Source organism: Kitasatospora sp. NPDC052868, assembly GCF_044547105.1.
Lineage (GTDB): Bacteria > Actinomycetota > Actinomycetes > Streptomycetales > Streptomycetaceae > Kitasatospora.
The window spans coordinates 1-26,533 of the sequence record NZ_JBITZW010000044.1 but is presented as its reverse complement, the minus strand read 5'-3'; the positions used below and the strand labels follow the sequence as shown (position 1 = coordinate 26,533).

The 26,533-nt window shown below is 74.6% G+C and carries 21 protein-coding genes; 5 read left to right on the top strand and 16 right to left on the bottom strand.

The features are described from left to right. Positions 1-252: 252 nt before the first annotated feature. Together ACIGZJ_RS36455 and dxr are read right to left on the bottom strand one after the other, a co-directional pair. On the bottom strand, positions 253-1,557 hold the full coding sequence (locus tag ACIGZJ_RS36455; protein WP_392942222.1) for a M50 family metallopeptidase: 1,305 nt from the start codon (positions 1,555-1,557) through the stop codon (positions 253-255). A gap of 58 nt (positions 1,558-1,615) precedes the next feature. Continuing rightward, positions 1,616-2,860 carry a 1-deoxy-D-xylulose-5-phosphate reductoisomerase gene (dxr, locus tag ACIGZJ_RS36450; RefSeq protein ID WP_396461323.1) on the bottom strand — a complete coding sequence of 415 codons (1,245 nt, stop codon included), beginning with the start codon at positions 2,858-2,860 and terminating at the stop codon, positions 1,616-1,618. A 68-nt stretch (positions 2,861-2,928) separates the two neighbouring features. On the opposite strand from dxr, the gene ACIGZJ_RS36445 reads away from it, so the two are divergent. Next, positions 2,929-3,594: an SDR family oxidoreductase gene (locus tag ACIGZJ_RS36445; protein WP_396461322.1), complete on the top strand. Its 666-nt coding sequence runs from the start codon at positions 2,929-2,931 to the stop codon at positions 3,592-3,594. A gap of 71 nt (positions 3,595-3,665) precedes the next feature. Here ACIGZJ_RS36445 and ACIGZJ_RS36440 read toward each other — a convergent pair whose 3' ends face one another. The 3 genes from ACIGZJ_RS36440 to ACIGZJ_RS36430 all read right to left on the bottom strand — a co-directional run bounded on the left by ACIGZJ_RS36440 (position 3,666) and on the right by ACIGZJ_RS36430 (position 9,099). Beyond that, complete coding sequence (locus ACIGZJ_RS36440; RefSeq protein WP_396461321.1) at positions 3,666-5,108, bottom strand: aldehyde dehydrogenase family protein; 1,443 nt, start codon at positions 5,106-5,108, stop codon at positions 3,666-3,668. A 158-nt stretch (positions 5,109-5,266) separates the two neighbouring features. After that, entirely contained in the window at positions 5,267-6,832 is a 1,566-nt protein-coding gene (locus tag ACIGZJ_RS36435) for a PucR family transcriptional regulator (RefSeq protein WP_396461320.1), read from the bottom strand. A 182-nt stretch (positions 6,833-7,014) separates the two neighbouring features. Continuing rightward, positions 7,015-9,099, bottom strand: a complete 2,085-nt coding sequence (locus ACIGZJ_RS36430; RefSeq protein ID WP_396461319.1) for an ATP-binding protein — start codon at positions 9,097-9,099, stop codon at positions 7,015-7,017. Positions 9,100-9,400: 301 nt separating this feature from the next. Here ACIGZJ_RS36430 and gabT point away from each other — a divergent pair, with 301 nt between their 5' ends. Continuing rightward, positions 9,401-10,756 carry a 4-aminobutyrate--2-oxoglutarate transaminase gene (gene gabT / locus ACIGZJ_RS36425; protein ID WP_396461318.1) on the top strand — a complete coding sequence of 452 codons (1,356 nt, stop codon included), beginning with the start codon at positions 9,401-9,403 and terminating at the stop codon, positions 10,754-10,756. Between the two features lie 444 nt (positions 10,757-11,200). After that, positions 11,201-11,887, top strand: a complete 687-nt coding sequence (locus ACIGZJ_RS36420) for a phosphatase PAP2 family protein (protein WP_396461317.1) — start codon at positions 11,201-11,203, stop codon at positions 11,885-11,887. On the opposite strand, the gene ACIGZJ_RS36415 is transcribed toward ACIGZJ_RS36420, so the two are convergent. Further along, entirely contained in the window at positions 11,884-12,219 is a 336-nt protein-coding gene (locus tag ACIGZJ_RS36415) for a DUF2218 domain-containing protein (protein WP_392942200.1), read from the bottom strand. The genes ACIGZJ_RS36420 and ACIGZJ_RS36415 overlap by 4 nt on opposite strands. Positions 12,220-12,432: 213 nt before the next feature. Here ACIGZJ_RS36415 and ACIGZJ_RS36410 point away from each other — a divergent pair, with 213 nt between their 5' ends. Beyond that, positions 12,433-13,011 (top strand): MarR family winged helix-turn-helix transcriptional regulator, encoded by a 579-nt coding sequence (locus tag ACIGZJ_RS36410; protein ID WP_396461316.1) that lies wholly within the window; start codon positions 12,433-12,435, stop codon positions 13,009-13,011. On the opposite strand, the gene ACIGZJ_RS36405 is transcribed toward ACIGZJ_RS36410, so the two are convergent. After that, positions 12,902-13,843 (bottom strand): EamA family transporter, encoded by a 942-nt coding sequence (locus ACIGZJ_RS36405; protein WP_396461325.1) that lies wholly within the window; start codon positions 13,841-13,843, stop codon positions 12,902-12,904. The two genes, ACIGZJ_RS36410 and ACIGZJ_RS36405, sit on opposite strands and share 110 nt — an antisense overlap. Positions 13,844-13,949: 106 nt before the next feature. On the opposite strand from ACIGZJ_RS36405, the gene ACIGZJ_RS36400 reads away from it, so the two are divergent. Beyond that, a complete protein-coding gene (locus ACIGZJ_RS36400; protein WP_396461315.1) occupies positions 13,950-14,858 on the top strand; it encodes a LysR family transcriptional regulator in 909 nt (302 codons plus the stop codon). A gap of 55 nt (positions 14,859-14,913) precedes the next feature. Here the strand turns inward: ACIGZJ_RS36400 and ACIGZJ_RS36395 are convergent, their stop codons facing one another. The 9 genes from ACIGZJ_RS36395 to ACIGZJ_RS36355 form a co-directional block, all read right to left on the bottom strand. Further along, a complete protein-coding gene (locus ACIGZJ_RS36395; protein WP_396461324.1) occupies positions 14,914-15,666 on the bottom strand; it encodes a ZIP family metal transporter in 753 nt (250 codons plus the stop codon). A gap of 309 nt (positions 15,667-15,975) precedes the next feature. Then, on the bottom strand, positions 15,976-17,610 hold the full coding sequence (locus tag ACIGZJ_RS36390) for a restriction endonuclease (protein ID WP_396461314.1): 1,635 nt from the start codon (positions 17,608-17,610) through the stop codon (positions 15,976-15,978). A 113-nt stretch (positions 17,611-17,723) separates the two neighbouring features. Then, positions 17,724-19,469: a hypothetical protein gene (locus ACIGZJ_RS36385; RefSeq protein ID WP_396461313.1), complete on the bottom strand. Its 1,746-nt coding sequence runs from the start codon at positions 19,467-19,469 to the stop codon at positions 17,724-17,726. A 224-nt stretch (positions 19,470-19,693) separates the two neighbouring features. After that, positions 19,694-20,119 carry a cupin domain-containing protein gene (locus tag ACIGZJ_RS36380; RefSeq protein ID WP_396461312.1) on the bottom strand — a complete coding sequence of 142 codons (426 nt, stop codon included), beginning with the start codon at positions 20,117-20,119 and terminating at the stop codon, positions 19,694-19,696. Between the two features lie 136 nt (positions 20,120-20,255). Next, positions 20,256-20,912, bottom strand: a complete 657-nt coding sequence (locus tag ACIGZJ_RS36375) for a YigZ family protein (protein WP_396461311.1) — start codon at positions 20,910-20,912, stop codon at positions 20,256-20,258. Positions 20,913-20,994: 82 nt separating this feature from the next. Further along, a complete protein-coding gene (locus tag ACIGZJ_RS36370; RefSeq protein ID WP_396461310.1) occupies positions 20,995-22,284 on the bottom strand; it encodes a DUF6986 family protein in 1,290 nt (429 codons plus the stop codon). 132 nt (positions 22,285-22,416) lie between these two features. Continuing rightward, positions 22,417-23,949 (bottom strand): DUF2637 domain-containing protein, encoded by a 1,533-nt coding sequence (locus tag ACIGZJ_RS36365; RefSeq protein WP_396461309.1) that lies wholly within the window; start codon positions 23,947-23,949, stop codon positions 22,417-22,419. A 258-nt stretch (positions 23,950-24,207) separates the two neighbouring features. Further along, positions 24,208-24,873: a LuxR C-terminal-related transcriptional regulator gene (locus ACIGZJ_RS36360; RefSeq protein ID WP_396461308.1), complete on the bottom strand. Its 666-nt coding sequence runs from the start codon at positions 24,871-24,873 to the stop codon at positions 24,208-24,210. After that, positions 24,825-26,225, bottom strand: coding sequence for a sensor histidine kinase (locus ACIGZJ_RS36355; RefSeq protein ID WP_396461307.1), 1,401 nt, complete (start codon positions 26,223-26,225; stop codon positions 24,825-24,827). The genes ACIGZJ_RS36360 and ACIGZJ_RS36355 overlap by 49 nt, the downstream gene beginning before the upstream one ends. Between the last annotated feature and the right edge of the window lie 308 nt (positions 26,226-26,533).

The following is a 26,533-nucleotide window of genomic DNA, read 5'->3' as shown; positions in this document are numbered from 1 at the left end:
CGCGTCGCCGCCGACCGGCACGTTGCCGACCATGATCTGCCGGGAGTAACGGCGCTTGGCGAGCGGCTTGAGCGGCAGGGACGGAATACCGAGCGAGATCGCGGTCATGTGCGCAGGGTTCCCCGGGGTTGAGGTGTCGGTCGATCCGGCCCGTTGACAACGGCCGGGGCCGGGCGCATCGATGAACGCGCGCCCGGCCACCAACGGTACGGCACGGTGGTGGCCCCGGGCACACCAGCCGTACCCGTCCGACTAGCTGATCTTGACGGGGTTCACCAGGTCCGCGACCAGCACAAGCAGGGTGAATCCGATGAAGACACTGGCCACCACGTAGGCCAGCGGCATCAGCCGGGCCACGTCGAACGGGCCCGGGTCGGGCCGCTTGAACAGCTGTGCGAAGCGGCGGCGGACGCCCTCCCAGACGGCGCCCGCGATGTGGCCGCCGTCCAGCGGCAGCAGCGGCAGCATGTTGAACAGGAAGAGCGACAGGTTGATCCCGGCCAGCAGGTTCACGAAGGTCGCGATCCGCTGGCTGCCGGGGATGTCGAGCGAGAACACCTCGCCGCTCACCCGGGCCGCGCCGACCATGCCGATCGGCGAGTCCGCGTCGCGCGGGGTGCCGTCCACCACCGAGTGCCACAGCCCGGGGATCTTGCCCGGCAGGGCGATCAGCGACTTCACGCCGCCCTCCGCCATGTCGTACATCCGGTCGAGTGATTGCCCGAAGCCCAACTGGACGACACCACTGGTCGGCGTGAAGCCGAGGAAGCCGGCCTGCACGGTCTGGCCCTTGAGCGGGATGCCGTTGTCGCCGTACTTCTGGACGTCGTTGACGGCGATGGTCGGGTTCAGGGTGAGCTGCTGCCCGTCGCGCTGGACCACGATCGGCACGGTCTTCCCCGCCGACCTGCGGATGTCCGCCTGGAGCTGCTCGTAGCCGTGGATCCGGTCGCCGTCGAAGGAGACCACCTTGTCGCCGGGCTTCAGCCCGGCCTTGGCCGCCGGGGTCTGCGGCGCGTCCGCCGGGCAGCTGTCGGTCGGCTGGCCGGCCTTGACGATGCACTGCGAGACGGTGCCGATGGTCGGCACCGCCATCGAGACGCCGAAGCCCATCATCACCGTCAGGAACAGCCCGAAGGCCAGGACCAGGTTCATGAACGGGCCGGCGAACATCACGATGACGCGCTTCCACGGCTTGCGGGTGTAGAAGAGCCGGTCGTCGTCGCCGTCCTGGAGCTCCTCGTAGGAGGCCTCCCGGGCGTCCTCGATCATGGTGCGCCAGGGCGAGCTGCTCCGCTTGGTGATCCGCCCGTCCTCACCGGGCGGGAACATCCCGATCATCCGGATGTACCCGCCCAGCGGGATCGCCTTGATGCCGTACTCGGTCTCGCCCTTGCGGCGGGACCAGACGGTCGGGCCGAACCCGACCATGTACTGCGGCACCCTGATGCCGAACAGCTTGGCCGTCGAAAGGTGGCCGAGCTCGTGCCAGGCGATCGAGATCAGCAGCCCGACCGCGAAGACCAGGATGCCGACCACCGTCAAAACCGTTGCCACCGCTGGTCCTCCGTCATGCCACTCCGCTCGTCTTCTTGTCTTACCGCGGCCGGAGCCGTCAGCCCGCCGCCAGCTCGCGGGCCCGGGCGCGGGCCCAGTCCTCCGCGTGCAGGACGTCCTCGACCGTCAGGGAAGTTCCCGCGCCGGCCCGTCCGCCCCCGTACTGTCCGTGCTCGGCCACGACCTTGGCAACAGTGTCCACGATCGCGGTGAAGGCGAGGCGCCCGTTCAGGAAGGCCTCCACGCACTCCTCGTTGGCCGCGTTGAAGACCGCCGGAGCGGTGCCGCCCAGCGAGCCCACCTCGCGGGCCAGCTCCACCGCGGGGAAGGCCTCGTTGTCCAGCGGGAAGAACTCCCAGGTGGCGGCCTTGGTCCAGTCGCAGGCCGGCGCCGCGTCCGGGACCCGCTCCGGCCAGCCCAGGCCCAGCGCGATCGGCATCCGCATGTCCGGCGGGCTGGCCTGCGCCAGGGTCGAACCGTCGGTGAACTCCACCATCGAGTGCACCACCGACTGCGGATGGACCACGACCTCGATCCGGTCGAACGGCACGTCGTACAGCAGGTGCGCCTCGATGACCTCCAGGCCCTTGTTCACCAGGGTGGCCGAGTTGATCGTCACCACCGGGCCCATCGCCCAGGTCGGGTGCGCCAGCGCGTCCGAGGGGGTGACCCCGGCCAGCTGCTCCCGGCTCCGGGTGCGGAACGGGCCGCCGCTGGCGGTGACCACCAGCTTGCGGACCTCGCCGCGGGTCCCGCCGGCCAGCGCCTGGAACAGCGCGGCGTGCTCGGAGTCCACCGGCACGATCTGGCCGGGCCGGGCCACCGCCTTCACCAGCGGGCCGCCGACGATCAGCGACTCCTTGTTGGCCAGCACCAGCACCCGGCCGGCCTTCAGCGCGGCCAGCGTCGGCGCCAGGCCGATCGAGCCGGTGATGCCGTTCAGCACCGAGTGGCACTCCAGCGAGGCCAGCTCGGTCGCCGCGTGCGGACCGGCCAGCACGGCGGGCAGCGGACGGCCGACGGCCTTCGCGGCCAGCGCCTCGCGCAGCGCCGGCTCGGCGGCCGGGTCCGCGACCGCCACGGTGTGCACGCCCAGCTCCAGGGCCTGCTCGGCCAGCAGGTCCACCCGGCCGCCGGCCGCCGACACGGCGACCACCCGGAACCGGTCCGGATTGCGGCGCACCACGTCGATGGCCTGGGTGCCGATCGAGCCGGTCGAACCGAGGATCACCAGCTCCCGGGGGGCCGAAGGGTCCTTCACCACGGGGGTGAAGCCGAGCTGCGGGTGGGCGAGCGAAGTCATGGGCCCCATTGTGTCCTGCCGACCGCCTCCACAGGACGCCGGGCGCCACCGCGGTTACGGTCGGAGCCATGCGCACCGTCATCGCAGGGGGCCACGGACAGATCGCGCTCCGACTGGAGCGGCTGCTCGCCGACCGGGGCGACCGGCCCGCCGGGATCATCCGCCGCGCCGAACAGGCCGCCGACCTGGCGGACGCCGGGGCCGAGCCGCTGCTGCTCGACCTGGAGTCCGCCAGCGCCGCCGAACTCGCCCGGCTGCTCGTCGGCGCCGACGCGGTCGTCTTCGCGGCCGGCGCCGGGCCGGGCAGCAGCGCGGCGCGCAAGAACACCGTCGACCGCGACGGCGCCGTCCTGCTCGCCGACGCGGCCGAACTGGCCGGGGTGCGGCGCTACCTGATCGTCTCCTCGATGGGCGCCGACGCCGGGGCGGTGTACCCCGCCGACCCCGTCTTCGAGACCTATCTGCGGGCCAAGGGCGCGGCCGACGACGCGGTGCGGGCCCGTACCGCGCTGGACTGGACGGTGCTCCGGCCCGGCGCGCTCACCGACGGCCCGGCCACCGGCCTGGTCCGGCTCGCCCCCTCGGTCGGCCGCGGCCGGATCCCCCGGGCCGACGTGGCCGACGTGCTGGCCGCGCTGCTCCACGAACCCGGCACGGCCGGGCAGACCCTGGAGCTGGTCGCCGGCGACGCCGCGGTGGCGGAGGCGGTCGCGGCGGCCGCCGGGCACTACTGAGACCCGGCTGGAACGCCGAAGGGCCCGGCACCACCGCGTACCGCGGTGGTGCCGGGCCCTTCGGACGTCCGTCAGAGGTCGAGGCCGGTGAGGACCAGGACCTTCTCGACGGTGTAGTCGTCCATCGCGTACTTGACGCCCTCGCGGCCGACGCCGGAGTCCTTGACGCCGCCGTACGGCATCTGGTCGGCGCGGTAGGACGGCGCGTCACCGATGATCACACCGCCGACCTCCAGCTCCCGGTGGGCCCGGAAGGCGGTCTGCAGGTCACGGGTGAACACGCCGACCTGCAGACCGAAGGCGGAGTCGTTGACGGCGGCGAAGGCCTCGTCGGTGCCGTCCACCCGGTGCAGCGACATGACCGGGCCGAACACCTCGGCCTTGGCCAGGATCGCGTCGGCGGGCAGCTCGGCCAGCACGGTCGGGGCGTAGGTCGCGCCCTCGCGGGTGCCGCCGGTGAGCACCTTGGCGCCCTTGGCGACCGCGTCCTCCACCCAGGACTCCACCCGCCGGGCGGCGTTCTCGTCGACCAGCGGGCCGACGTCGGTGGCGTCGTCGTTGGGGTCGCCGGTGACCTGCGCCCGCACCTTGGCCACGACCTTCTCCACCAGCGCGTCGTAGACGGACGCGTCGGCGATCACGCGCTGCACCGAGATGCAGGACTGGCCGCCCTGGTAGTTGGCGAACATCGCGATCCGGGTAGCGGCCCAGTCCAGGTCGGCCTCGGAGGACCAGTCGGCGAGCACCACGGCGGCGGCGTTGCCGCCGAGCTCCAGGGTGGTGTGCTTGCGCGGCACCGAGTCCATGATCTGGTAGCCGACCTTGTCCGAACCGGTGAAGGAGATCACCGGCAGGCGCGGGTCCTGCACCAGGGCGGGCATCCGGTCGTTCGGCACCGGCAGGACGCTCCAGGAGCCGGCCGGCAGGTCGGTCTCGGCCAGGATCTCGCCCAGCACCATCGCGGAGAGCGGGGTGGCCGGAGCCGGCTTGAGGATGATCGGGGCGCCGACCGCGATCGCCGGGGCGACCTTGTGGGCGACCAGGTTCAGCGGGAAGTTGAACGGGGCGATGCCCAGCACCACGCCGCGCGGGAACCTGCGCACCACCGCGAAGCGGCCCACGCCGCCCGGGTCGGTGTCCAGCCGCATGGTCTCGCCGTTGGTGCGGCGGGCCTCCTCGGCCGCCCAGCGGAAGACGGAGACGGCGCGGCCGACCTCGCCGCGGGCCCACTTGATCGGCTTGCCGTTCTCGGCGGTGATCAGCTGGGCGATCTCCTCGGTGCGCTCGGCCAGCCGCTTGGCCACGTGGTCCAGCGCGGCGGCGCGCACGTGCGCGGGGGTCGCGGCGAACACCGGCAGGGCGGCGACGGCGGCGTCCAGCGCCTCCTCGACCTGGGCCTCGGTCGGAACGCTGACCTTGCCGACCAGACGGCCGTCCCAGCTGTTGTGCACCTCGAAGTCGGCGTCGCCGCTCGCCCGGCGGCCGGCCAGCCAGAACTCGTACGTGGTGGTCACGGTGGTACCGGCCCTCTCCTCGTCGTCTCACGGCCCCACGACCGTGGGAGCCTGAACCCGAGGGTAGGGGCGGCGGCGCGCCGACCGGATTGGCCGCGAAGTAGCGTTCGCCCTCGCCGTCACTCCATCCCGTCCAGGCCCGGTCCGGCCCCGGGGCGCTACTCCTCGCCGGAGCGCAGCGCCAGCCAGAGCTCCATCCGGACGTCCGTGTCGTCCAGGGACCGCCCGAGCAGCTCCTCGACCCGCCGCATCCGGTAGCGCAGGGTGTGCCGGTGCACGCCCAGGTCGGCGGCGGCCGCGTCCCACTGCCCGTGCCGGGACAGCCAGGCCCGCAGCGAGGCCACCAGATCGCCGCGCGCGGTGCGGTCGTGCTCCCGCAGCGGGCGCAGCAGCCCCTCCGCGAACGCCGTCACGGCCTCCTCCCCGAGCAGCGGCAGCAGCGAACCCGCGCCGACCTCCTCGTGGTCCACCGAACGGCGACCGCCCCGCAGGGCCACCGCGAGCGCCCGCTCGGCCTGGGCGTAGGCGGTGCCCGACTCCTCCAGCGCGGCCGGCGCCGAGACGCCCAGCGACAGGCCCTCGTGCTCCTCCACCGCGCCGAGGCAGGCCCGGTGCACGGCGCCGTTGTCCAGCGCCAGCACCATCAGCCGCGGCCCGTGGGCCCCCTCCTCGCGCGCCACCAGCAGCTTCTCGCCGACCCGGGCACCGGCCTGCTCGGCCCGGTCGCCCAGCTCGCCGAGCGACTCGGCGGCGTCCACGCCCTGGCCGGCCCCGGCCACCAGGACCCGTATGGTGCCCTCCGGCAGGCCGCCGAAGAGTCCGGCCGCCACCAACCGGGCGGTCGCCACCTCGCCGGCCAGCACCATCCGCAGCAGCGCCGCGCCCATCCGCTCCTCGGCCTGGCGCAGCTCGCGCGAGCGCTCCAGGGTGAGGGTCAGCAGCGCCACCGCCGCGTTCAGCACGTACCGCTCGGTCGGGGTGATCCGGTCCTCGGTGCCGACCGCGAGGAAGCCCCGGGCCCGCCGGTCCGCACCCAGCGACTGGACCACCACGTAGTCCTCGTCCGCGGTGTCTATCCCCGGCGAACGGCCCTGCAGCGCGGCGCTCGACGGTGCCGGGCGGCGGCGCAGCCGGTCCACCTCGGCGGCGAGCCGGCCCGCCCGGCGGGCGGCCCAGTCCGGGGCCACCACGGAGAGCGCGCCGGAGCCGTCGTACAGCGCCGCCCAACCGCCCAGCCGGGCCGCCAGCCGGCGGACCACGGCGGTGGTGCCGTCCTTGCCGAGCGCCGCCCGGGTCAGCTCCTCCTGCGCCTCGAAGCTGGTGGTCACCGCCTCGTACTGCTCCGCGGCTAGCGCCGCGGAGACCACCTTGCTGATCGCGATGAACGGCGTCGGCTCCGGCACCCGCAGCAGCGGCAGCCCGCGCTGGGCGGCCGCGTCCACCAGCGGCTGCGGCACCTCGGTGTGCGAGAGGCCGACGCCGAGGCCCAGCCCCACCACGCCCGCGTCGGCCAGCCGGTGCACGTACGCCTGGAGCCGGTTGGCGGTGCGGCCCAGCTTGATGCCGGTGGTGAGCAGCAGCTCGCCGCCCTCGAGGAACGGCGTCGGGTCGTCCAGCTCGCTGGTGTGCACCCAGCGGACCGGCCGCTCCAGGTGGTCCGCGCCGGCGAGGACCGTCAGATGGAGCGAGGTGTTGCGGACGACGGAGGCGAGTGTGGGAGGCATGGCACCTTCGGGGGGAAACGACCTGGCCGCGCCATTGCGGCCGGGCGAGGAGAGGGCTGAGGGGGTGGTGAGGGTCTCTCCCTTTCATTATGGACGCTCCGGACAACGGGCACTGCCGAATCCACCTCGGCGGCGATAGGGCGCGTCCCGGTCGTCCATTGCCCACACGCAGGCCGCCGTCGCTACGCCTGCGCGGGCCGCTCCTCGCGCAGGTCCACCAGGAGCGGCGGCACCTGCTCGCCGGAGACCGCCGTCAGCGACACCACCGCGTGCCCGGCCGGCAGCGCGTGCGCCAGGTCCGAGGACGACCAGCGCAGCCGCTCCACCTCGCGGGTGGTCACGGACTCGGTCTGCGCCGTGGTGCCGGAGAGCGCCTTGCGGCCGAGCCGCCCGGCCCGGCGCAGGACGCCGCCCGAGGTGTCCGGGGCGTGCGTCACGGCCGTCTCGCTGACCAGGTGGGTGCCCCAGGCCTCGGAGAACAGCCGCCCGTCCCACGGTGCGATCCCCGGGAAGGCCATCCGGCAGCCGACCGCGCCGAACAGCGGCGCCCGCAGCGCCTCCGGCAGGTCCACCAGGGTGCGCAGCAGCAGGACGGCGCCCGCGTGGGCCCCGCGCATCCGCTGCAGCCCGCGGACGATGTGGGGGTCCAGCGCCGCCGAGGCGTCGTCCACCACCAGGCCGGCGAACAGCGAGCGGTCCTCGCGGGCCGCCGCCGCCTGCACGAACTGGCCCACCACCAGGCGCGACAGCATCCGCGCCGCCTCCGGGTGGCTGCGCTCGGGCAGCTTCACCCGGACCCGCAGCGGGTGGTCCAGCACCCGCATCGCGAACGGCGGGCGGCCCGTGCCGTCGGTCGCGAACGCCCCCTCGAAGGCGGGCCGGTCCAGCAGCGCCAGCCGGTCGGCCAGCAGCGCCCCCGGGTCGTCCGCCCGGCCGCGCTGGCGCTCGCGGTGGTCCAGGTCCCGCTCGTACGCGCCCAGCCGGCCCGCCGCGCGCAGCGCCTTCACCAGCGCCTCCAGGGCCTCCGGTTCGCCGCCGAGCAGCGCCCGCAGCTCGCGCACCCCCGGGTAGCGGCCGTTGGCGGCGTGGAACGGCCCGACCACCTGCTGGAGCGCCGTCCGGGCGCTCTCCGCGCGGGCCGTCAGCTCGTCCGGCAGCAGCGCCTCGGCCAGCCGGGCGGCCGCCTCGTCCGGGTCCTGCGCCGCGCCGTACAGGTCCAGGCCGTACGCCGAGCGGGTGTCACCGGGGGCGATCACCACGTCGTACCAGGCGTCCGGGCCGAGGTCGGCGTCCGCCGCCCCGATCACCACCGCGCACGCCGTCCCGGCCAGCGCCTGCAGGCAGAGCGCCTCGGCCACCGGGCGGGCCAGCCGGGCGGACTTGCCCGTCCCGGCCGGGCCGACCGCCAGCAGCGAGGTGCCGAGCAGGGCCGGGTCCAGGGCGAAGCCGGCGGCGCGGTGCGTCAGCGGGTTCTTCGGCACGTCCTGGGTGGTGCCGAGGCGCACCTGGCGCAGCAGCAGGTCGTGCCGGTCCGCCCGTCCGGGCAGCTCCCGCACCTCCGAGGGGTGCGCGAAGGCCGCGGCCCCGCGCGCCGTCACCTGTTCCACGAACGCCGGCACGAACACCTGGTCCGCCTGCGCCGACTGCCAGGCCTGCTGGATCCGCACGTAGTCGACGTCCCCGACCGCCTCCGCGTCCAGCCGCCCCGCCGCCACGGCCGCCCCACCCCGCCGCAACGCCCCCCAGGGGTCGAACACGGGCTCTGACACCTTGGGCTTACCCGGCTTGGCAGCAGGCTTGACCGAAGCCTTCCCGTCGTAGGTGACCGTACGGGCAAGAACCGGCGCCACGTTCTTCCGCCATCCGCCAGGCGAGAGGTACCGGCGCCACACCTCCAGCCATCGCCCCATCCGCCCGAAGAAGACCAGAGCGGAGACCCAGATGACCGGATGGACCAGCAACTGGATGATGTTGAACTGCGAATCCGAGAGCCCCTCGAACAGGCCCAGCAGCTCCATGATGTACATGACCACGACGGCGCCGTACTCGTACGCCAGCACTGCCGCCACCACATTCAGCCCCGCCCGCAGGAGGAGGGGCCAGGTGGGGACCTTGGCGTCCTCGGCGCGGTCGGGGTCGATCTGCCGGTAGCCCTGGCGGTAGACCCCGGGGGCCGCGTCCGGGCGGGGGGCGGCGACCCAGGCGGGGAGGTCGAACGCGGGGGCGGCGCCAGGCCCGGCAGGGTGCCGGGGAACTTGGTGGGGCATGGTTGTAGGGGGTGTGGCGGTGGTCCGCTCGCCGTGTTCCCGTGCCCCGTCCAGTCCCATGTACGGCCCCGCTCCCTCGCCCGCCCGGCCCGACCGTCGTCGGTCCCGCCATACCCATGCCGCCGCACCGGCGACACGCCCGCGCTCAATGTAGTGGAGCGGAGCCTGCGGGTAGTCGCATCACCTGCGCTGGCCGCCCCGGACAAGTCGGACGGCCCAGTGCTACCGAGTGGCGCATGCCCGGCCGGGGAGGGCGGCCGTAGCCTGCGAAGCACCGAGCCGAAGAGTCTGGAGAAACCCCATGAGCGCCGCAACGCCGCTCCCGCAGGAGCGCCGCCTGGTCACCGCGATCCCCGGTCCGAAGTCGCAGGAGCTGCAGGCCCGCAAGCTGGGTGCGGTGGCGGCCGGCGTCGGCACCACCCTGCCGGTGTACGTGTCCCGCGCCAACGGCGGCGTGCTGGAGGACGTGGACGGCAACTCGCTGATCGACTTCGGTTCCGGCATCGCCGTGACCAACGTCGGCAACAGCGCCGAGGCCGTGGTGGCCAAGGCGACCGAGCAGCTGGCCGCCTTCACCCACACCTGCTTCATGGTGACCCCGTACGAGGGTTACGTGGCCGTGGCCGAGCAGCTCAACGAGCTGACCCCGGGCGACCACGACAAGCGCACCGCGCTGTTCAACTCCGGTGCCGAGGCCGTCGAGAACGCGGTGAAGATCGCCCGCGCCTACACCAAGCGCACCGCCGTCGTGGTCTTCGACCACGGCTACCACGGCCGCACCAACCTCACCATGGGCCTGACGGCGAAGAACATGCCGTACAAGCAGGGCTTCGGTCCGTTCGCCCCGGACATCCACCGCGTGCCGGTCGCGTACCCGTACCGCTGGCTGACCGGTGCGGAGAACTGCGCCGCCGAGGCCGCCGCGCAGGCGATCGACATCATCAACAAGCAGATCGGCGCCGAGAACGTCGCCGCGATCATCATCGAGCCGATCCAGGGCGAGGGCGGCTTCATCGAGCCGGCCAAGGGCTTCCTGCCGGCGATCGTGGAGTACGCGAAGGCCAACGGGATCGTGTTCGTCGCGGACGAGATCCAGACCGGCTTCTGCCGCACCGGCCAGTGGTTCGCCTGTGACGACGAGGGCGTCGTGCCGGACCTGATCACCACCGCCAAGGGCATCGCCGGCGGTCTGCCGCTGGCCGCGGTGACCGGTCGCGCCGAGATCATGGACGCCGCGCACGCGGGCGGCCTGGGCGGCACCTACGGCGGCAACCCGGTGGCCTGTGCGGCCGCGCTGGGCGCCATCGAGACCATGAAGGAGCAGGACCTCAACGGCAAGGCGCAGCGGATCGGCGAGATCATGCTGGGCCGCCTGCGGACGCTGCAGGAGAAGTTCGCCGACCACGACTCGGTGCGCATCGGCGAGGTCCGCGGCCGCGGCGCCATGATCGCCGTCGAGCTGGTCAAGGCCGGCGGCAAGGAGCCGAACGCGGAGGCCACCGCGGCCATCGCCAAGGCCTGCCACGCCGAGGGCCTGGTGGTGCTGACCGCCGGCACCTACGGCAACGTGCTGCGCTTCCTGCCCCCGCTGGTCATGCCGGAGCACCTCCTGAACGAGGGCCTCGACATCCTGGAGAACGCCTTCGCCGCCGTCTGATCCGACGGCGCCCGAAGGGCGACACACCCGCCGGAGGGATGTCCGGACAGCGCTGAACGGCCCGTGGAGACCTTGGTCTCCACGGGCCGTTCGGTTGTGCGCGGGCCCGGTCGGCCGTGTGTGCGGGCCGCCGGGGAGGGCGTCCGCCGGGCGGTGAAGATGCTGTGCGGAATCGCTGAAGCCGCTCGGTGCGGCAAAGCCGTTGACGTAGTGTCATGACAGATGGACAGCGAGCCCCAGCCATTGGCGGATCCGTCCGCGGCACCGCCCCCACCGGCGGGTCCGCACGGCGGCCGCGAGGACAACCAGGCCCCTGCGAGAGCGGTGGCACACACCGAAGGCCGATCGACCGACCGTCCGACCCACACCCCCCGGGGCGCACGGAACGGCGATCATCACAGCCGCCCCGGAGCTCTCCCCCCTGCTCCGGGGCGGCTACCTCGCGTGGTCGGCCGGTTCGCGGCCTCGCCCGCGTTGCCGCTCCTGCTGGTCGCGGTGCTGGTGGTGGTGTCCTGGCAGGTGGCCGCGGACGGTCCGCTGCTCGGTCTGGACCGCTGGACCCGGCACGCCGTCCGGGAGAGTCGGCACGGGCTGCACAGCACCCTGCTCAACCACCTCGGCGCGGCGCTGTCGGACCTCGGCGGTTCCGTCCCCGCCGTCCCGGTGCTGCTGGCCGGGGGCGCGCTGGCCGCCTGGCGGTCGTACCGGGCGGGGGTGCGGCGCTGGTGGTCGCCGGTGGCGGTGGCGGTGCTCACCGCGGGACTGATCCCGCTGCTGGTGGTGCCGGCGAAGGCCTGGTTCGCGCGGCCCGGACCGTTCGGGGCGCCGCTGGCCCCGGACCAGTGGGGCTGGTACCCGTCGGGGCACACCGCGACCGCGACCCTGTCGTACGGCGTCGCCGCGCTGCTGGTGGGCCGCACCCTCGGCGCCCGCGCCTGGTGGCGGCTGGACGCGGCCGCCGCGCTGCTCGCCGCCGGCGTGGGGCTGGGGCTGGTCTGGAGCGACTACCACTGGCTGCTGGACGTGGTGGCCAGCTGGTGCCTGGGCGGCCTGGTGCTCTGGGCCCTCGTCCGGTGGCTGCCGCACGGGCGACCCCGGAGCGCGCCCGACGGCCCGTCGGACCGCGCCTAGCCTTCGGCGGGCTCCTCGTTGCGGTGCACCAGGCCGGGCTCTCCGTTGTCGCGGCGCCACTCGACGACCAGTTCGTCGCGGGCGCCGAAGCGGACCAGGTGGCGGCCGACCACGTCCTCCAGGCCGGGCAGGTTCTCCGTCTCCCCCTCGACGGCGAGCAGCAGCGCGTCGGGGGCGGCCTCCAGGGTGGCGGTACCGGCGCCGAAGACCAGGGTGCCGCGGCCGGTCTCCTCGGACCAGTCGGCCTCGATCTTGCGGCCCATGTGGGCGGCGAGCTGCTTGGCGTAGCGGGCGGAACGGTCGGTGGCGACGCGGGCTTCTGAGCGGGGCACGGGCCCTCCATGGTCAGGGAGGGCTTAGGGCACCCTCACTTGGATCTACGCTACCCGGATAGTGAGCCTGGCTCAACAAGTTTCGGTCCGGCACCGCCGGACGCCCTCGACGGACCCGTTCCCGACCTCTTGGCGAGGCCCCAGGCCGGGCCCCGCCCCGGCCGCCGGACCGGCCGATACCCTTGGTCGAACGCCTGCCGAGGAGAGCCGCCCATGACCACCACGCCGACCGACGACGCGGCGGGCTCCTCCCCCTCCGGCCCCGTCGACGCCTCGGATTCACCCGGGTCGCCGCCGGCCGCACCCCAGGACACCACCGCCGAGCTCGCCGACGCGATGACCCGGGCGATCAAGCGGATCCGGCGCCGCACCGGCGAGCGACTGGAGCCCTACGGCATCACCCCCGGCCAGGGCCGCGCCCTGCGCGCCCTCGCGCACGCGCCCGGCTGCGAGCTCCCGGGCCGGGCGATGCGGCTGAGCGACCTCGCCGACCGGCTGCACATCGCCCCCCGCTCGGCCACCACCGTGGTCGACGCGTTGGAGGAGGCGGGCCTGGTCGAGCGCACCCCGGATCCGGCCGACCGGCGGGCCGTGCGGATCGTGCTGACCGAGGCCGGGCGCTCGGCGGTGGAGCGGATCGGGCAGGTCCGGCACGAGGTCGCCCAGGAGTACTTCGGCCAGGTCAGCCCGGCCGACCAGGACGTGCTGCTGCGAGTGCTGCGGTCCGCCGAGGCCGCCTACGGGGCCGCCAGGCCGCCGCGCCGGACAGCGCCCCCGGGCGCAGCGCGGTGATCCCGATCCCGACCACCACCAGCAGTGCGGCGACGGCGGCCGGCGGGCCGAACCGCTCGCCGAGCAGCAGCCAGGCCGAGGACATCCCGAAGACCGGGACCAGCAGCGAGTAGGGCGCCACGGCGGTGGCGTCGTAGCGGCGCAGCAGGTGGCTCCAGGCCACGAAGCCGAACAGGGTGGAGACCAGCCCGACGTAGGCGATCGCGCCCAGGCCCGCCGGGGTGAGGGCGCGCAGCGCCGCCAGGTCGGCGGCCGGTCCCTCGACCAGCAGCGAGAGCCCGAGCAGCGGCAGCGGCGGGACGGCGCTGACCCAGACCATCCAGCGCAGCGCGTCGGGCGGCGCGGCCCGGCGGGTCAGCACGTTGGACAGCCCCCAGGCCACGGCGGCGAGGACGACCAGGACGAACCCCCCGAGCGGGCCGCCGAGCCCGTGGTCCACGGCGCTCAGCCCGATCCCGGCGAAGGCGATCGCCAGGCCGGCGAGCCGTCGGCCGCCGGGGCGCTCGCGCAGCAGGACGGCGGCGAACAGCGCGGTGAAGACGGCCTGGCCCTGCAGGACCAGGGAGGAGAGCCCGGCCGGCATCCCGGCGTGCATGCCGAGGAAGAGCAGGCCGAACTTGACCACCCCGAGCACCGTGCCGACCGCGAGCACCCACCGCCAGGCGACCCTGGGCGGGCCGACGAAGAAGACCGCGGGGACGGCGACGACCGCGAACCGCAGGGCGCAGAACAGCAGCGGCGGGAAGTTCTGCAGTCCGACGTGGATGAGGACGAAGTTGAGGCCCCAGACGGCCGCCACCAGGACGGCCAGGGCGATGTGACGCGGACTCATGGTGCCGCTCGGGGCGGCGGGTGCTGCGGTCATCCCCCGAGCATGGCCGGAGCCTACCGTGTAGCACCAGCGATGAGTTCTGAACCTCACGGTTTAGCATTGCTGCATGATGGATCTGGGGCGCCTGCGGGCGCTGCACGCGGTGGCCGTGCACGGTTCGGTCGGCGGGGCGGCGGCCTCGCTCGGTTTCACGCCGTCGGCGGTCTCCCAGCAGATCGCCAAACTGGAGCGCGAGACCCGGACGGTGCTGCTGGAGCGCCAGGGCCGCGGGGTGGCGCTGACCGACGCGGCACGCGAACTGGCCGCCACCGCGCAGGCGGTGCTCGGGCTGGTGGAGCAGGCCGAGGTGCGGCTGGAGGAGCAGCGCGGCCACGCGGTCGGACGGCTGCTGGTGGCCGCCTTCGCCACCGGCGCGCGCGGACTGCTGCCGGGTGTGCTGGCCGACCTGCGGGTGCGCTGCCCGGAGCTGGACGTCCGGCTGCTGGAGAGCGACCCGTACCCGGCGGCCGAGCTGGTGGCCCGGGGCGAGGTGGACCTGGCGCTGGTCCAGGACTGGCCGACCGTCCCGCTGCCGGTGCAGGAGGGGCTGTCCCGGGCCGACCTCGGCGAGGATCCGGTGGACCTGCTGCTGCGCGCCGAGCACCCGTTGGCCGCGCTCGCCGCGGTGCCGGTCGGGCGGCTCTGCGGTCAGCGCTGGATCAGCGTCCCGCCGGGCAACATCTGCCACGACTGGCTGGTCCGGACGATGCGCGAGGCCGGCGAGGAGCCCGATGTGCTCTACCAGGTGGGCGAGTTCGAGACCCAGATCGCGCTGATCGAGGCCGGTCTGGGGGTGGGCCTGGTGCCGCGGCTGGGCCGGGGCGCGCTGCCGCCCGGGGTGGTGGCGCGGCCGGTGGTGCCGGAGCCCACCCGGCGGGTGTTCGCGCTCTGGCGCACCCAGGCCTCGCGCCGTCCGGCGATCACCGAGGCGCTGGCCGCGATGCGCGCGCGGTGGGCGGTGCTCGGCGGGGACTGATCGACGGACGGCCCTCGGCCGGACCACTCCTATCCGGCGAAGCCGATCACCGGTCCTAACCGGCGAAGCCGATCACCAGCCACATGAAGCCCACCCCGGCGAGCGTGCAGAGCAGTGTGGTGCGCGAGGGGTGCGGGCTGTGCGCCTCGGGGAGGATGTCGGAGGTCGCCAGGTAGAGCAGGAAGCCGGCGAAGAACCCGAGGTAGAGCCCGAGCAGGTGCTCGGGGATGGTGAACAGCAGGGTGATCCCGGCGCCGGTCACCGGGGCGAGCGCGTCCGCCGCCAGCAGGGTCAGCGCCCGACGCCGGTCGTTCCCGTACAGCCGGGTGATCGTGTAGGTGTTGAAGCCGTCGGCGAAGTCGTGGGCGACCACGGCGATGGCGACCACCGTGCCGACCGTGCCGCCGGCCTGGAAGGCCGCGCCGATCGCGAAGCCGTCCATCACGCTGTGGCCGACCAGCGCCAGGGCGGCCGTCAGCCCGATGCCCTGCTGGCCGTCCCGCCGCTCGTGGACGTGGCCGTGCGCATGGCCGTGGGCGGGCCGGTGGCCGTGGGTGTGTTCGGCGTACTCGCCCTCGTGGCCGCGGTGGATGGCGACCGCCCGCTCCACGATGTGGATGGCCAGGAACCCGGCCGCGAACATCAGCAGCGCCTGCGGGACGCCGTGGATCTCGTCGGGCGCCTGGTGCAGCGCCTCCGGCAGCAGGTCGAAGGCGACCACGCCCAGCATCAGCCCGGCGGCGAAGCCGAGCACCAGGTGGCGCCGGTCGCCGGTGTGCTGGGCGACGTAGCCGCCGACCAGCGTCATCAGGAACGCCCCGAGGGCGACCAGGATCGCGGTCACCGAACCTCCCCCGTACCGGGCGGTCTGCCCATCCCGCCTCCCCCGTGTCCCACCCGTCACCGGGCCGGGCACCGACCGGTGCCGGGCGCCCGTGCGGGCCGCTGCCCGCGACGCCGCCACCCGGCCGGGCCCCGGCCGCACCGGACCCCGCGCCCCCAGCCTCAGGCCGCCCCCGCCGCCGCGCCCGCCGAACGGTCCGTCGGGGTGACCCCCGCGGACCGGCTGCCGGAGCGGAGCGGGTGGCCCCCGCGGTGGACCTGCTCCCGGACCTGCTCAGAGGCCGGCGGCGAGGGACTGGCCCAGGTGGCTGTGGGCGAGTTCGCGGACGCCGTCGCCGTCGACCAGGTGGATGTGCTGGTGGCCGTCCTCGCCGGTCAGGTCGAGGGCGGCCTCGGTGAACCGGCCGGTGGTCAGCCGCAGGCCCCGTTCGGCGGCCTCCTCCCGGACGGCCTCCGCCAGTGTCCGGATCTCCTCCTCCGCCACCGGTTCCTCGCCCCGGGAGGCCCAGACCACCCAGCGCCCGGGCAGTGCGCTGCCCGGCGGGCCCTCCCCGGTGGCGACCAGTCCGGCCGGGCCGCGCAGCCGCACGCTCCACTGGGCCAGTCCGCCCCGGGTGAGCAGCTCGCGGACCAGCTGCGCGAACTCGTTCGCCGAGAGGTCCGGCGCCGCGGGCACCGCGGCGCCGGCCATGGCCGCGGGCTCGACGCCGGCCCGGGCGTACGGGTCGGGGGTGACGGCGGCGTCGAGTTGGCGCAGCCGGACCAGGGCCTCGTCCTGTTCGGAGTCCGCGTAGACGCCTTCGCCGTCGTGCTCCTCGTAGGGGGCGGCGGGCGGCAGCAGCCTGGTCCGGGCCAGGGCGTCCCGGTCGGCGTCGACGCTGACCAGGCAGAGCGGCTCGGCGCCCGGCTCGCGCAGCCAGCCGTTGAGCACCACCCCGGCCAGTATCTGGTCGGTGTCCACCGCGTCGGCGGCCTGCAGTGCGCGCAGCGCGAGGCGGGCGACCAGCCGCAGGTAGTCGGTGGCCCGGTCGGCCGGGGGCCGCGGCACCGGCAGGATGTCGCCGTCCGGGCCGAGCCGGTAGCCGGTCAGGGAGGGCACCACGTCCAGCGGGGGCAGGTCGAGGTCGAGCACGGTGGTCCGGGTGAGCGGGCGGAAGACGGCCCGGCAGGGTGCGGGCAGGTCCTGGGTGGCGGTCTCGGCGGCGGCCAGGGCCCGCTCCAGCAGCGACTCCACGGCCGCGGGCTCCGCCAGCCGGTACGCCCGTCGGCACTCCTCAAGGCTCTGGTTGTACTCCTGGACCGCGCGCGCCCGGGCGTGCTCGGCCTCCTCGTGGACGCGCCGGGACTCGTCCACGGCCGAGTCGGCGCTCTCCGCCTGCCGGGTGCGCCACTCCCGCAGGGCCCGCTGGTGGGTCAGCCGGGCCTTGGCCAGCTCGCGCTGGTAGCCGGAGTCCAGCAGCCGACGGGACGGCGGGGCGTCCGGGTCGGCGACGGGCGGCTCGGCGGGTGCGTAGTCCGCCCAGCGCGGTTCGGCCTCCCCCTCGTCCGGCTCGGCGCCGTCCACCGTGTAGGGGCGCGGCTCGTAGTGGCGCAGCTGGCTCTCGAAGTCCATGGCGGAGACCGGCAGCGCCGCCCGGCGCAGCAGGCCGGCGAGCCGTTCGTGCTCGGCCTGGACGGTGACCGTGCGGTGGTGGGTCAGCGCGGCGGCCCGGGCGTGGGCCGCGACCGACTCGTCCCCGCCCTGGTCGGACGGGCCGTCACCCGGACCGCCGTCCCGCTCTCCGCCCGGCCCGGCCGCCGGCCCGCTCTCCGGCCCGTCCGCGCCGAGGTCTCGGAAGACCGAGGCCAGGAAGCCCGGTTGGGGGACCGTGGCAGTACCGTCGGGCTGGCCGTCTGCTGAGTACTGCATCGGTGGTCGTTCCCCCATGGTCGTCCGGCGCCTGCCCGGGGCGGCGGGCGACCGCGCGGCCCGCCCCTGCCGGACATTGTCCACCGAACGGGCGCACCGGTCAGCCAAGCCTCTCAGTTGGTCCGGGTGTTGGTCAGGTGCAGGCCGATGTAGCCGACATAGATCCGGCCACTGCCCGAGCAGTCGTCGAGGTAGTGCAGCCTGGGCGCCGTACGGCCGCCGCCGATCCGCAGGTGCGCCCCCATGAACGCGCGCCGGGAGGCGTCCACGCACTCCGGTACCGGCAGCATCCGCTCGCGCTTCCACTTGGTGTGGCTGAACACCGTCTGGGACTCGCCGCGTACGGCCTTGCGGGGCGGGAAGCGGTGGCAGCCGGCCGGGGTGCGCTCGCACCACTGTTTGAAGTCGCCGCCGGCCTCGCCGCGGACCGCCGCCTCGGCGTACTCCTGAAGGGCGGTCAGGCCGTCCCAGGTGAGCCTGGCCCAGCCCGCACCGGCGCACTGCAGCTCGTCGAGGGCGAGCGCGTTCTTCTGGTCCCCGGTGAAGGTGAGCAGCGGGAACTCGCCCAGCCTGGTCATCAGTTCGGTGAAGGTGTCAGGGGTTTCGGGCTGTCCGTCGGCGCCCTCCGCGGTGCGGTCACCCTGGTCACCCAGGACACCCGCGCCACTCAGGCCGCCGCGACCGCTTCGGTCGCTTCGGTCGGCCGCGGCCGAGGGCCCGGCCGCGCCGGGGCCTGAGCAGAGCCGGTTGGCCGGCCCGCGGGCCTGGGTACCGGCACGGCGCAGCCCGGCGCCCGGCTCCTCGCCGGGGGCCTGAAGCCGGTGCCCGCGGCGGCGCGAGCGGCGCAGACTGAGCCGGACCCGCTCCAGCTCGTCGGCCCTGGCCTGCTGCTCGGCGTGGTCCTGCTGCTCCTCGTGGGCGCGCGCCGCCAGCTCGGCCCGGTCCTCGTCGGCCGGACCGGTACCGGCGCGGGGCCGGGGCGAGGGCACCCGCAGGACGGGCACGGCGGCGAGCGTCGGGGGCAGCGGCTGCTCGGCGGCGATCCGGCGCGGCTCGCGGGCCAGCAGCCCGGCCGCGCGGCGGATGTCCTCCTCGATCCGGTGGCGGGCCAGCACCGGGTGCCGGACGCCGTCCTGCCGGGAGGCCGGGTCGACCTCGGGCAGGTAGGTGCGGACGGCGCCGCCGTAGACGCTGTGGTACTCCAGCGCGACGTTGAACTCCGTGCGGGCCCCCGGGTCCAGGACGTAGGCGGTGGCGAGGCCGGGCAGCTGCTGGCAGAGCGGGCGGACGACCTCGGCGACCCACTCGTCCAGCCCGAGGTGGACCGGGACGCTGGCGACCACGGTGGGCAGCCGGCGCTCCGGGTCGCAGAGCTCGTCGATCAGGCCGTCGACCTCGCCGGCGGTGAGGACGCGCGGCGCGAGGTGGACGGCGGCGGGCCCGTCGGTGGCGTCGAGCAGCGGCAGCAGGGTGCGGGCGAGCTCGGGCACCGGGACCCGGCAAGGGGTCCGTACGCCGCTGCCTGTGGTGTGCGTCTCGGCCTCCAGCCGGACCCAGGTGGGGCCCTCGGTGCCGGTCGCTATGGTGAGGGTGAGCTGGTGGGTGCCGTGCGGGGCCGGGGCGCGCAGTCGGCGGCGGTCGTAGCGGCCGGAGCCGGGGCCGCCGCGCAGCGGGCCCTGGTCGCGGTCGAGCAGGACGCGGTCGCCGAGCCGCAGGCGCTCGGCCGGGGCGTCGGGGCCGAGGGGCTCCGCAGGCCCGGGCGGGGGCTCCTCGCAGCCCTCCTGTTTCAGCCAGGCGCCGAGCCGCTGATCGGCCAGGGCGACGGCGTCGACGTGCGGAAGCGCCGTGGTGACGGTCATCCGATAAGGCGTCGCGGGGCCACGGGGGCCGGGTAGGCCGGCGTGGGCGGGCGACGGGTAGCGGTCTGAGGTCATGCGCATACCTCCGTGGTGCGGGGTGGGGTCTGTCGTCCTCCATCGATGGGTTATTCGTCCGGTTCGGCCGGATCCTTGCCCAGGAAACGCCGTGGCCCGGAGCGGAAGTTCCAACTCCGGGCCACGTCAATTCGTTCGAGTGAATCTGCTCAAGCCGGGCGCCCTGGCGGGCCGCCATCTGCATAGGACGCCGCCGGGGGCGCGCCCGTGGTCGCGGCCGGGCGTCTCGCGGCGTCCCGCGGCCGCCCCGACGGCTCGGTGGTCGCCGCGACCGGCGCCGCCGCGGCCCGGCTCCACGCCGGTTCCGCCACCGGCACTGCCAGCGGGCAGCCCGCCGGGCTGTCGTAGGAGGCGATCAGCACCACCGGTACGGCGCCCAGGTTGCGGCCGATGTGGACGTGCACCGGCCCGGCCTCCTCGACCAGCGAGTCCCCGGCCCGGCTGACCTCCACCCGGCCGTCGTGCAGGGTGCGCGTCAGCGTCCCGGAGAGCACCACCACGTCGACCCGGCCCGGGTGGTAGTGCCAGCCGGTGTCGGCCCCCGGGGACAGGGTGATGGTCTGGACGACGGGCATCGCGGCTCGGCTTCCTGGTCGGTGGTCGGCCCAGGCTAGGCAGCCGCGGCGGGCCGCCGACACGGCTGGGCGCCGAACTGTCCGAAAGAATGTCCGAAACCCCCGGGCCGGTGCGCGATGCCGGCCCGGGCACCGCTCAGACCGGCACCTCGACGTACGTCCGCCCGGCCGCCACGGCAACCGCGGTACCGCCGGTCGCCTCGGCCAGCCAGGTGTGGAAGGCCGCCACCTCGGGCTCCGGCACCCCGACCTCGATCCGCACCCCGGCCGCCTGGTACGCCAGGTCGCTCACCGTGTACCCGGCCGCCCGCAGGTCGTTCTCGACCCGCCCGGCCCGGGTGTGGTCGGCCGTCACGGCGAGCAGGGCCACCGGCCGCCGCTCCACCAGCCCGACCTGGTCCAGTGCCTCGGAGACCGCGCTCCCGTACGCCCGCACCAGGCCGCCGGCGCCGAGCTTGATCCCGCCGAAGTACCTCGTCACCACGGCCGCCGTGTCGGTCAGCCCGCGCCGGCGCAGCACCTCCAGCATCGGGACGCCGGCCGTGCCGCCCGGCTCGCCGTCGTCGCTGGAGCGCTCGCGGCGCTGCTCGTCGCCGACCACGAAGGCGGTGCAGTTGTGCCGGGCGTCCCAGTACTGCTTGCGGATGCCCGCGATGAAGGCCTGCGCCTCCTCCTCGTCGGCGACCCGCGCGAGGTGGCAGATGAACCGGGACTTCTTGATCTCGATCTCATGGTCACCCGCGCGCCGGATGGTGAGGTACTGCCTGGGGGTCGGCTCCGGCGTGGCGGACATGGCGCGGCGGTTCTCCCGGGAGGACGGCGAAGGCTGGCGGGGCCGGGACGATCCGTCCCGGCCCCGCCAGCCTAACCCTCGGTCAACGGCCGGCCAGCGCGTCCAGCTGTGCGCGGTCCAGGCCGGTCAGCCCGGTCACCTCGGCCGGGTCGACGGCCCCGCAGTCCAGCCCGCGCAGCACGTAGCCGCTGAGCGCCCGGGCGGTCGCGGGCTCGTCCATCACGTCGCCGCCCGCCTTGGCGACATACGCGGCCAGCCGGGCGGCGGCGGCCTCCAGCCCCTCCCGGTAGAAGGCGTAGACGGCGGCGTAGCGGGTCGGCAGGTGCGCCGGGTGCATGTCCCAGCCCTGGTAGTAGGCGCGGGCCAGCGAGCGGCGGACCAGGTCGTGGTGCAGCTTCCAGGCGGCGTGCACCTGCTCGGTGGAGCCGGTCGGGATGACGTTGGTGGAGCCGTCGGAGAGGCGGACACCGGTGCCGGCCGCGGCCACCTGCATGACCGCCTTGGCGTGGTCGGCGACCGGGTGGTCCATGCTCTGGTAGGCCGCGCTGACCCCGCAGGAGGCGCTGTAGTCGAAGGTGCCGTAGTGCAGGCCGGTGGCCCGGCTCTCGGCGGCCTCGATCATCCGGGCGACGGTGGCCCGGCCGTCGGGCCCCAGGATGGCCTGGGTGGTCTCGATCTGGATCTCGAAGCCGATTCGCCCGGCCGGCAGCCCGGCGCCGCGTTCGAAGTCCTCCAGCAGTCGGACCAGGGCGGTGACCTGCTCCGCGTAGGTCACCTTGGGCAGGGTGAGCACCAGGCCCTCGGGCAGCCCGCCGGCCGCCAGCAGGGTCGCCAGGAAGAGCTCCAGGGTGCGGATGCCGCGGTCGCGGACCGCCGCCTCCATGCACTTGATCCGGATGCCGATGTACGGCGGTGCGGTGCCGTCGGCCACCGCGGCGGCGACCAGCTCGGCGGCCCGGACGGCGGCCGCGTCCTCCTCGGCGTCGGGGCGCGGTCCGTAGCCGTCCTCGAAGTCGATCCGCAGGTCCTCGACCGGCTCGCGCTCCAGCTTGGCGCGGACCCGGGCGTGCACGTCGGCGAGCAGCGCGTCGTCCGCCACGCCGAGCGCGCGGGCCAGCTCGGCCGGGGTGGCGGCGTGGGTGTCGAAGGCCTCCAGTGCCTGCCGGCCCCACTCGCGGACGGTGTCTGCGGCGAAGGCGTCGGCCGGCACGTAGACGGTGTGGACCGGCTGGCGGGTGCCGGAGTCGCCGGGGTAGCGGCGGGCCAGGTCGGCGTCGACCGGCGCGAGGAGCGCGTCCACCGCGGCACGGGCGGCGCCTGAGAACGCGGCTCCGCCCGTCGGTCCGCTGCCGTCCGCCTCGACCTGCGACATCCGTACTCCTCCGCGCCGTGCCGGTCCGTGCCGGACCAGCGCTTCAACAATTTGTTGAGGCGAAGGTAACCCCGCCGGGATCGGGCGTCAATGGCCGACCGAGCGGTGGACGGGCCGAACGGCCCCGGTGGGTCAGTCCCTTCCGGCGGAGACGTAGCGGTCGCGCAGCTCCGGGAAGAGCTCGGCGACGTCCTTCGGGTTCACCGAGCCGTCCGAGAGGGTGCCGGCCATGCCGTACTCCTTGGTCAGCCAGGCGGCGAGGCGCTGCGGGTCCGGCTGGTGGTCGAAGGTGTCGATGTAGCTCACCAGCGCCTCGAAGCAGAGGTCGGCGTCCAGACGCGCCCGCGCCGGTGCCTCCGGCACATCCGCCACCCCCTGGTCTGCGGGCTCCTCCAGCCGACCGGACTCCGCGGCCTGGTCGGCGTACGACTCCTCGCGGGACGGCGGAACGGGCAGCGGGGCCTGCGCGGCGGCGGGCGCGGACGCGGTGGCAGCAGTCGCGGCGGCGACGGGGGCCGGCGGCGCGGTGGTCACCCGCGGCGGCTTGAACCACGGCGAGGCCTGGCCCGAAACCCGGCCGGCGCCGTCGTCCTGCTGGCCGACGGTCCGCACCGGCCGCTCGGTCCAGACGTTCAGCTCCTCGTGGAGTGCCGGCGGAACCTGCTCGGCGGCGCCCGCCGGCTCGTGCTCGGCGCGGCGGCGCACCGCGGCGAGCTTGGCCAGCATCGGCACCGCCACATCGGGGGCGACCGCCGCGGGCGCGGGCTGGGCCGGTTCGAACTGCACCGGCGCGAACGGAACCGGTACGGACTGCGCCGGGGCCGACTGGACCGGCTGGCCGGACACGGCCTGGACGGCCACGGGCTGGGCGAATGCGGGCTGGGCGAATGCGGGCTGGGCCACCGCGGCGGCCGTCTCCCCGCCGGTCGGCGCTATCGCCGCCGCGGCATCGGCCTTCCGCAGCTCGGCGGCCGCCCGGGACGCCTCCGCCTCGTCCAACCGGTCCAGCACCGCGGGGTCCAGCGGCACGCCGTACTTGGCCAGCTTCAGCGGCAGCAGCGCCTGGATCGGCGCCGAGCGCCGCCAGCCGCGCCCGTAGCGGAAGCGCAGTTGCGCCCGGTACACCAGGCGGTTCTGCTCCAGCCGGACGACCTCGTCGTAGGAGCGCAGCTCCCAGAGCTTCATCCGCCGCCAGAGCCGGAAGGTCGGCACCGGGGACAGCAGCCAGCGCATCATCCGCACCGACTCCATGTGCCGGTCCGCCGTGATCGCGGCGATCCGGCCGACGGCGTGCCGGGAGGCCTCGACGACCACCACGAAGAGCACCGGGATGACCGCGTGCATGCCCATCCCGAGCGGGTCGCCCCAGGACGCCGCCGCGTTGAAGGCGATGGTGGCGACCGTCAGCAGCCAGGCGGTCTGCCGCAGCAGCGGAAAGGGGATCCGCAGCCAGGTCAGCACCAGGTCCAGCGCCAGCAGGACGACGATGCCCGCGTCCACGCCGATCGGGAAGGCGTAGGAGAAGGCACCGAAGCCCTTCTCGACGGCGAGGTCCCGCACCGCGTTGTACGAACCCGCGAAGCCGATGGCCGAGATCAGGAAGGCGCCGGCCGCGACCAGGCCGAGCAGGCCGCGATGGGCCTTGGTGAGTGATGGGCGTGCCATTACGTCTATCAACCCCTGGATGTCGGCTGCTGCCGTACGCTGCCTCGGCTGCCGGTTCCCGCTTGTCGGGGCGCCGGACGGCTGAGCGACCTCCGGGCTCGGCCCATCGGAGTTTACTCGTACACCTGTTTCAGCGTTCTCGCAGCCCGGGCTGTCACCGCACGGCCTTCACAGGTGCCCGGACCAGGCGGTCCGCCGCCCTCGGTCCGCGGCCCGGAGGCCGCCCGGACCGGGGCCGGGCGGGCACCCGACGGCGGGTCAACCGACCTTCTGCGCGGTCCCGTTGAGGTAGGCCAGTACCGCCTGCACCCGGCGGTTCGCGTCCTCGGCGGGGGCGAGTTCGAGCTTGGTGAAGATATTGGCAATGTGTTTGGCGACCGCGCCGTCGCTCACCACCAGCCGGGCCGCGATCGCCGAGTTCGAGCAGCCCTCCGCCATCAGCTCCAGGACCTCGCGCTCGCGCGGCGACAGCCGCTGGAGCGGGCCGGGGCGGCGGGCGGTGCTCTGCATCAGCTTCGCGATCACGTCCGGGTCCATCGCCGTACCGCCGGCCGCCACCCGCCGCACCGCGTCGATGAACTGGTCGGCGTTGAACACCCGGTCCTTGAGCAGGTACCCGATCCCGCCGGTGCCGTCCGCCAGCAGCTCCCGCGCGTAGAGCTGCTGGACGTGCTGCGACAGCACCAGCACGGGCAGGCCCGGGATCTCCCGCCGCGCCTGGAGCGCGGCCTGCAGACCCTCGTCGGTGAGCGTCGGCGGCAGCCGGACGTCGACCACGGCCACGTCCGGACGGTGTGTCAGCAGCGCCTCCTGCAGTTCCGGGCCGGTCTCGACCGCGGCGGCGATGGTGAAGCCGTGCGCCTCCAGCAGCCGGATCAGGCCTTCGCGAAGGAGGTAGAGATCCTCGGCGAGGACAACTCGCACGGCAGCTCCAGGGTGATGGTGGTCGGACCGCCCGACGTGCTGTCGATGGCGAGGACACCGTCGAAGGTACCCAATCGCCGCTCGATCCCGCGCAGCCCCGTCCCACGGGTGGGGTCCGCCACTCCGGCACCGTCGTCCGTCACCGTGATCCGCAGCGTGCCGGCCCGGTGGAGGATGTCGACCCAGACCTGCTCCGCGCCCGAGTGCTTGGCCGCGTTGGCCAGCAGTTCGCAGATGCTGAAGTAGACGGCGGCCTCGACCGGGGCCGCCGGGCGGTCCGGCAGGCTCACGCACACCTCGGTCGGCAGCGCGCTGTCCAGCGCCAGCGCCCGGACGGCGTCGCCCAGCCCGCGCTCGGCGAGCACCGGCGGGTGGATGCCGCGGACCAGGTCGCGCAGCTCCTGGAGCGCCCGGGCCGAGGACTGCCGCGCCTCGGAGAGCAGTTCACGCGCGGCCGTCGGGTCGCTGTCCATCAGGTGCTCGATGGTCCCCAGGGTCATGCCGATCGCCACCAGCCGGGCCTGGGCACCGTCGTGCAGGTCGCGCTCGATCCGCCGCAGTTCGGCCGCCTGGTCGCCGACCGCGTCCGCCCGGGTCTCGGTCAGTTCCGCGACCCGCCTGGTCAGCTGGGCGTGCGAGGACCGGCCGTCCCGGTCCAGCACCCGGCGGGCCAGCTCCACGTAGGCGCGCATCGCGAACGGCGCGATCATCACGCCGAGGGCCATCAGGGCCAGCCCCAGCACCACCGAGAGCAGGATCGCCACGGCGCCCGAGTCGATGACGCCGTACGTCCGGTAGTCCACCGGAGCCGAGAGCGCGTAGGCCGCACCGCCCGCCAGCAGCGCGGCCGACGGCCCCGCCAGGGCCACCACCACGACCGGGTTGACCAGCATCCAGAGGACCTCGGACCGGGTCGCCCCGTCCCGGGCGCCCCAGTGCAGCAGCTGCGAGAGCCGCGCGACGGTCTGGGAGCGGTGGTAGGAGTACCCGGTCCACCAGTGCCCGCGCTCGTCCGCCTCCAGGGCCGGCCGGGGGCTGTACGCGACGGGCAGCCGGACGCCGTACCAGCGCTCCAGCCGGGAGCGCGTCCGCCGGGCGACCCGGCGCACGAAGAGTCCGGCCACCGTCAGTCCCGTCGCCGAGGCCGCCAGCACCGCCATGAGCGTCGCCGGATAGTAGTACTCCAGGGCCGAGGCGACCGCCGCCCCGCTGAAGAGGGCCGCGAAGACCGGCATCACGGTGGCCGGCACGGCGCCCAGCACCAGGAGCGCCAGCCGACCCAGAGCCCGGACGCTCGAGGCGATGGCCGCCTCGGTCTGGGCGCGCACCGCCGAGCCACTCGTTCGACTCACTGCTGCCACGGATACTCCTGATGCCGATACCGGTTGTCCTACGCCAGTGTTGCCTGCACCTGCCGTCGACGGCACTGGCCGTCCCACCCCGATTCCGGGGTGGACCTAGCACCACCCCGGCACGACCCCGGCCGGCCTCGCATTTCGGGTGCAAGCTCGCGCTGCAAACCGTTAAACCGCTAGACCGGTGAACCCGGTAAATTCGGGGGCAACGCAAAGAAGCCCTGACCGGTGACCGGTCAGGGCTTCTCTGGAATGATTGTTCGGCGGCGTCCTACTCTCCCACAGGGTCCCCCCTGCAGTACCAT

Bases quoted from the DNA above. Each gene is read 5' to 3' on its own strand.
- dxr (WP_396461323.1), bottom strand. From the start codon at position 2,860: ATGACTTCGCTCGCCCACCCGCAGCTCGGCTTCACCCCCGTGGTGAAG.
- ACIGZJ_RS36445 (WP_396461322.1), top strand. From the start codon at position 2,929: ATGCGCACCGTCATCGCAGGGGGCCACGGACAGATCGCGCTCCGACTG.
- ACIGZJ_RS36435 (WP_396461320.1), bottom strand. From the start codon at position 6,832: ATGCCTCCCACACTCGCCTCCGTCGTCCGCAACACCTCGCTCCATCTG.
- ACIGZJ_RS36430 (WP_396461319.1), bottom strand. From the start codon at position 9,099: ATGCCCCACCAAGTTCCCCGGCACCCTGCCGGGCCTGGCGCCGCCCCC.
- gabT (WP_396461318.1), top strand. From the start codon at position 9,401: ATGAGCGCCGCAACGCCGCTCCCGCAGGAGCGCCGCCTGGTCACCGCG.
- ACIGZJ_RS36410 (WP_396461316.1), top strand. From the start codon at position 12,433: ATGACCACCACGCCGACCGACGACGCGGCGGGCTCCTCCCCCTCCGGC.
- ACIGZJ_RS36405 (WP_396461325.1), bottom strand. From the start codon at position 13,843: ATGAGTCCGCGTCACATCGCCCTGGCCGTCCTGGTGGCGGCCGTCTGG.
- ACIGZJ_RS36400 (WP_396461315.1), top strand. From the start codon at position 13,950: ATGATGGATCTGGGGCGCCTGCGGGCGCTGCACGCGGTGGCCGTGCAC.
- ACIGZJ_RS36395 (WP_396461324.1), bottom strand. From the start codon at position 15,666: ATGACGCTGGTCGGCGGCTACGTCGCCCAGCACACCGGCGACCGGCGC.
- ACIGZJ_RS36390 (WP_396461314.1), bottom strand. From the start codon at position 17,610: ATGCAGTACTCAGCAGACGGCCAGCCCGACGGTACTGCCACGGTCCCC.
- ACIGZJ_RS36385 (WP_396461313.1), bottom strand. From the start codon at position 19,469: ATGACCGTCACCACGGCGCTTCCGCACGTCGACGCCGTCGCCCTGGCC.
- ACIGZJ_RS36380 (WP_396461312.1), bottom strand. From the start codon at position 20,119: ATGCCCGTCGTCCAGACCATCACCCTGTCCCCGGGGGCCGACACCGGC.
- ACIGZJ_RS36375 (WP_396461311.1), bottom strand. From the start codon at position 20,912: ATGTCCGCCACGCCGGAGCCGACCCCCAGGCAGTACCTCACCATCCGG.
- ACIGZJ_RS36370 (WP_396461310.1), bottom strand. From the start codon at position 22,284: ATGTCGCAGGTCGAGGCGGACGGCAGCGGACCGACGGGCGGAGCCGCG.
- ACIGZJ_RS36365 (WP_396461309.1), bottom strand. From the start codon at position 23,949: ATGGCACGCCCATCACTCACCAAGGCCCATCGCGGCCTGCTCGGCCTG.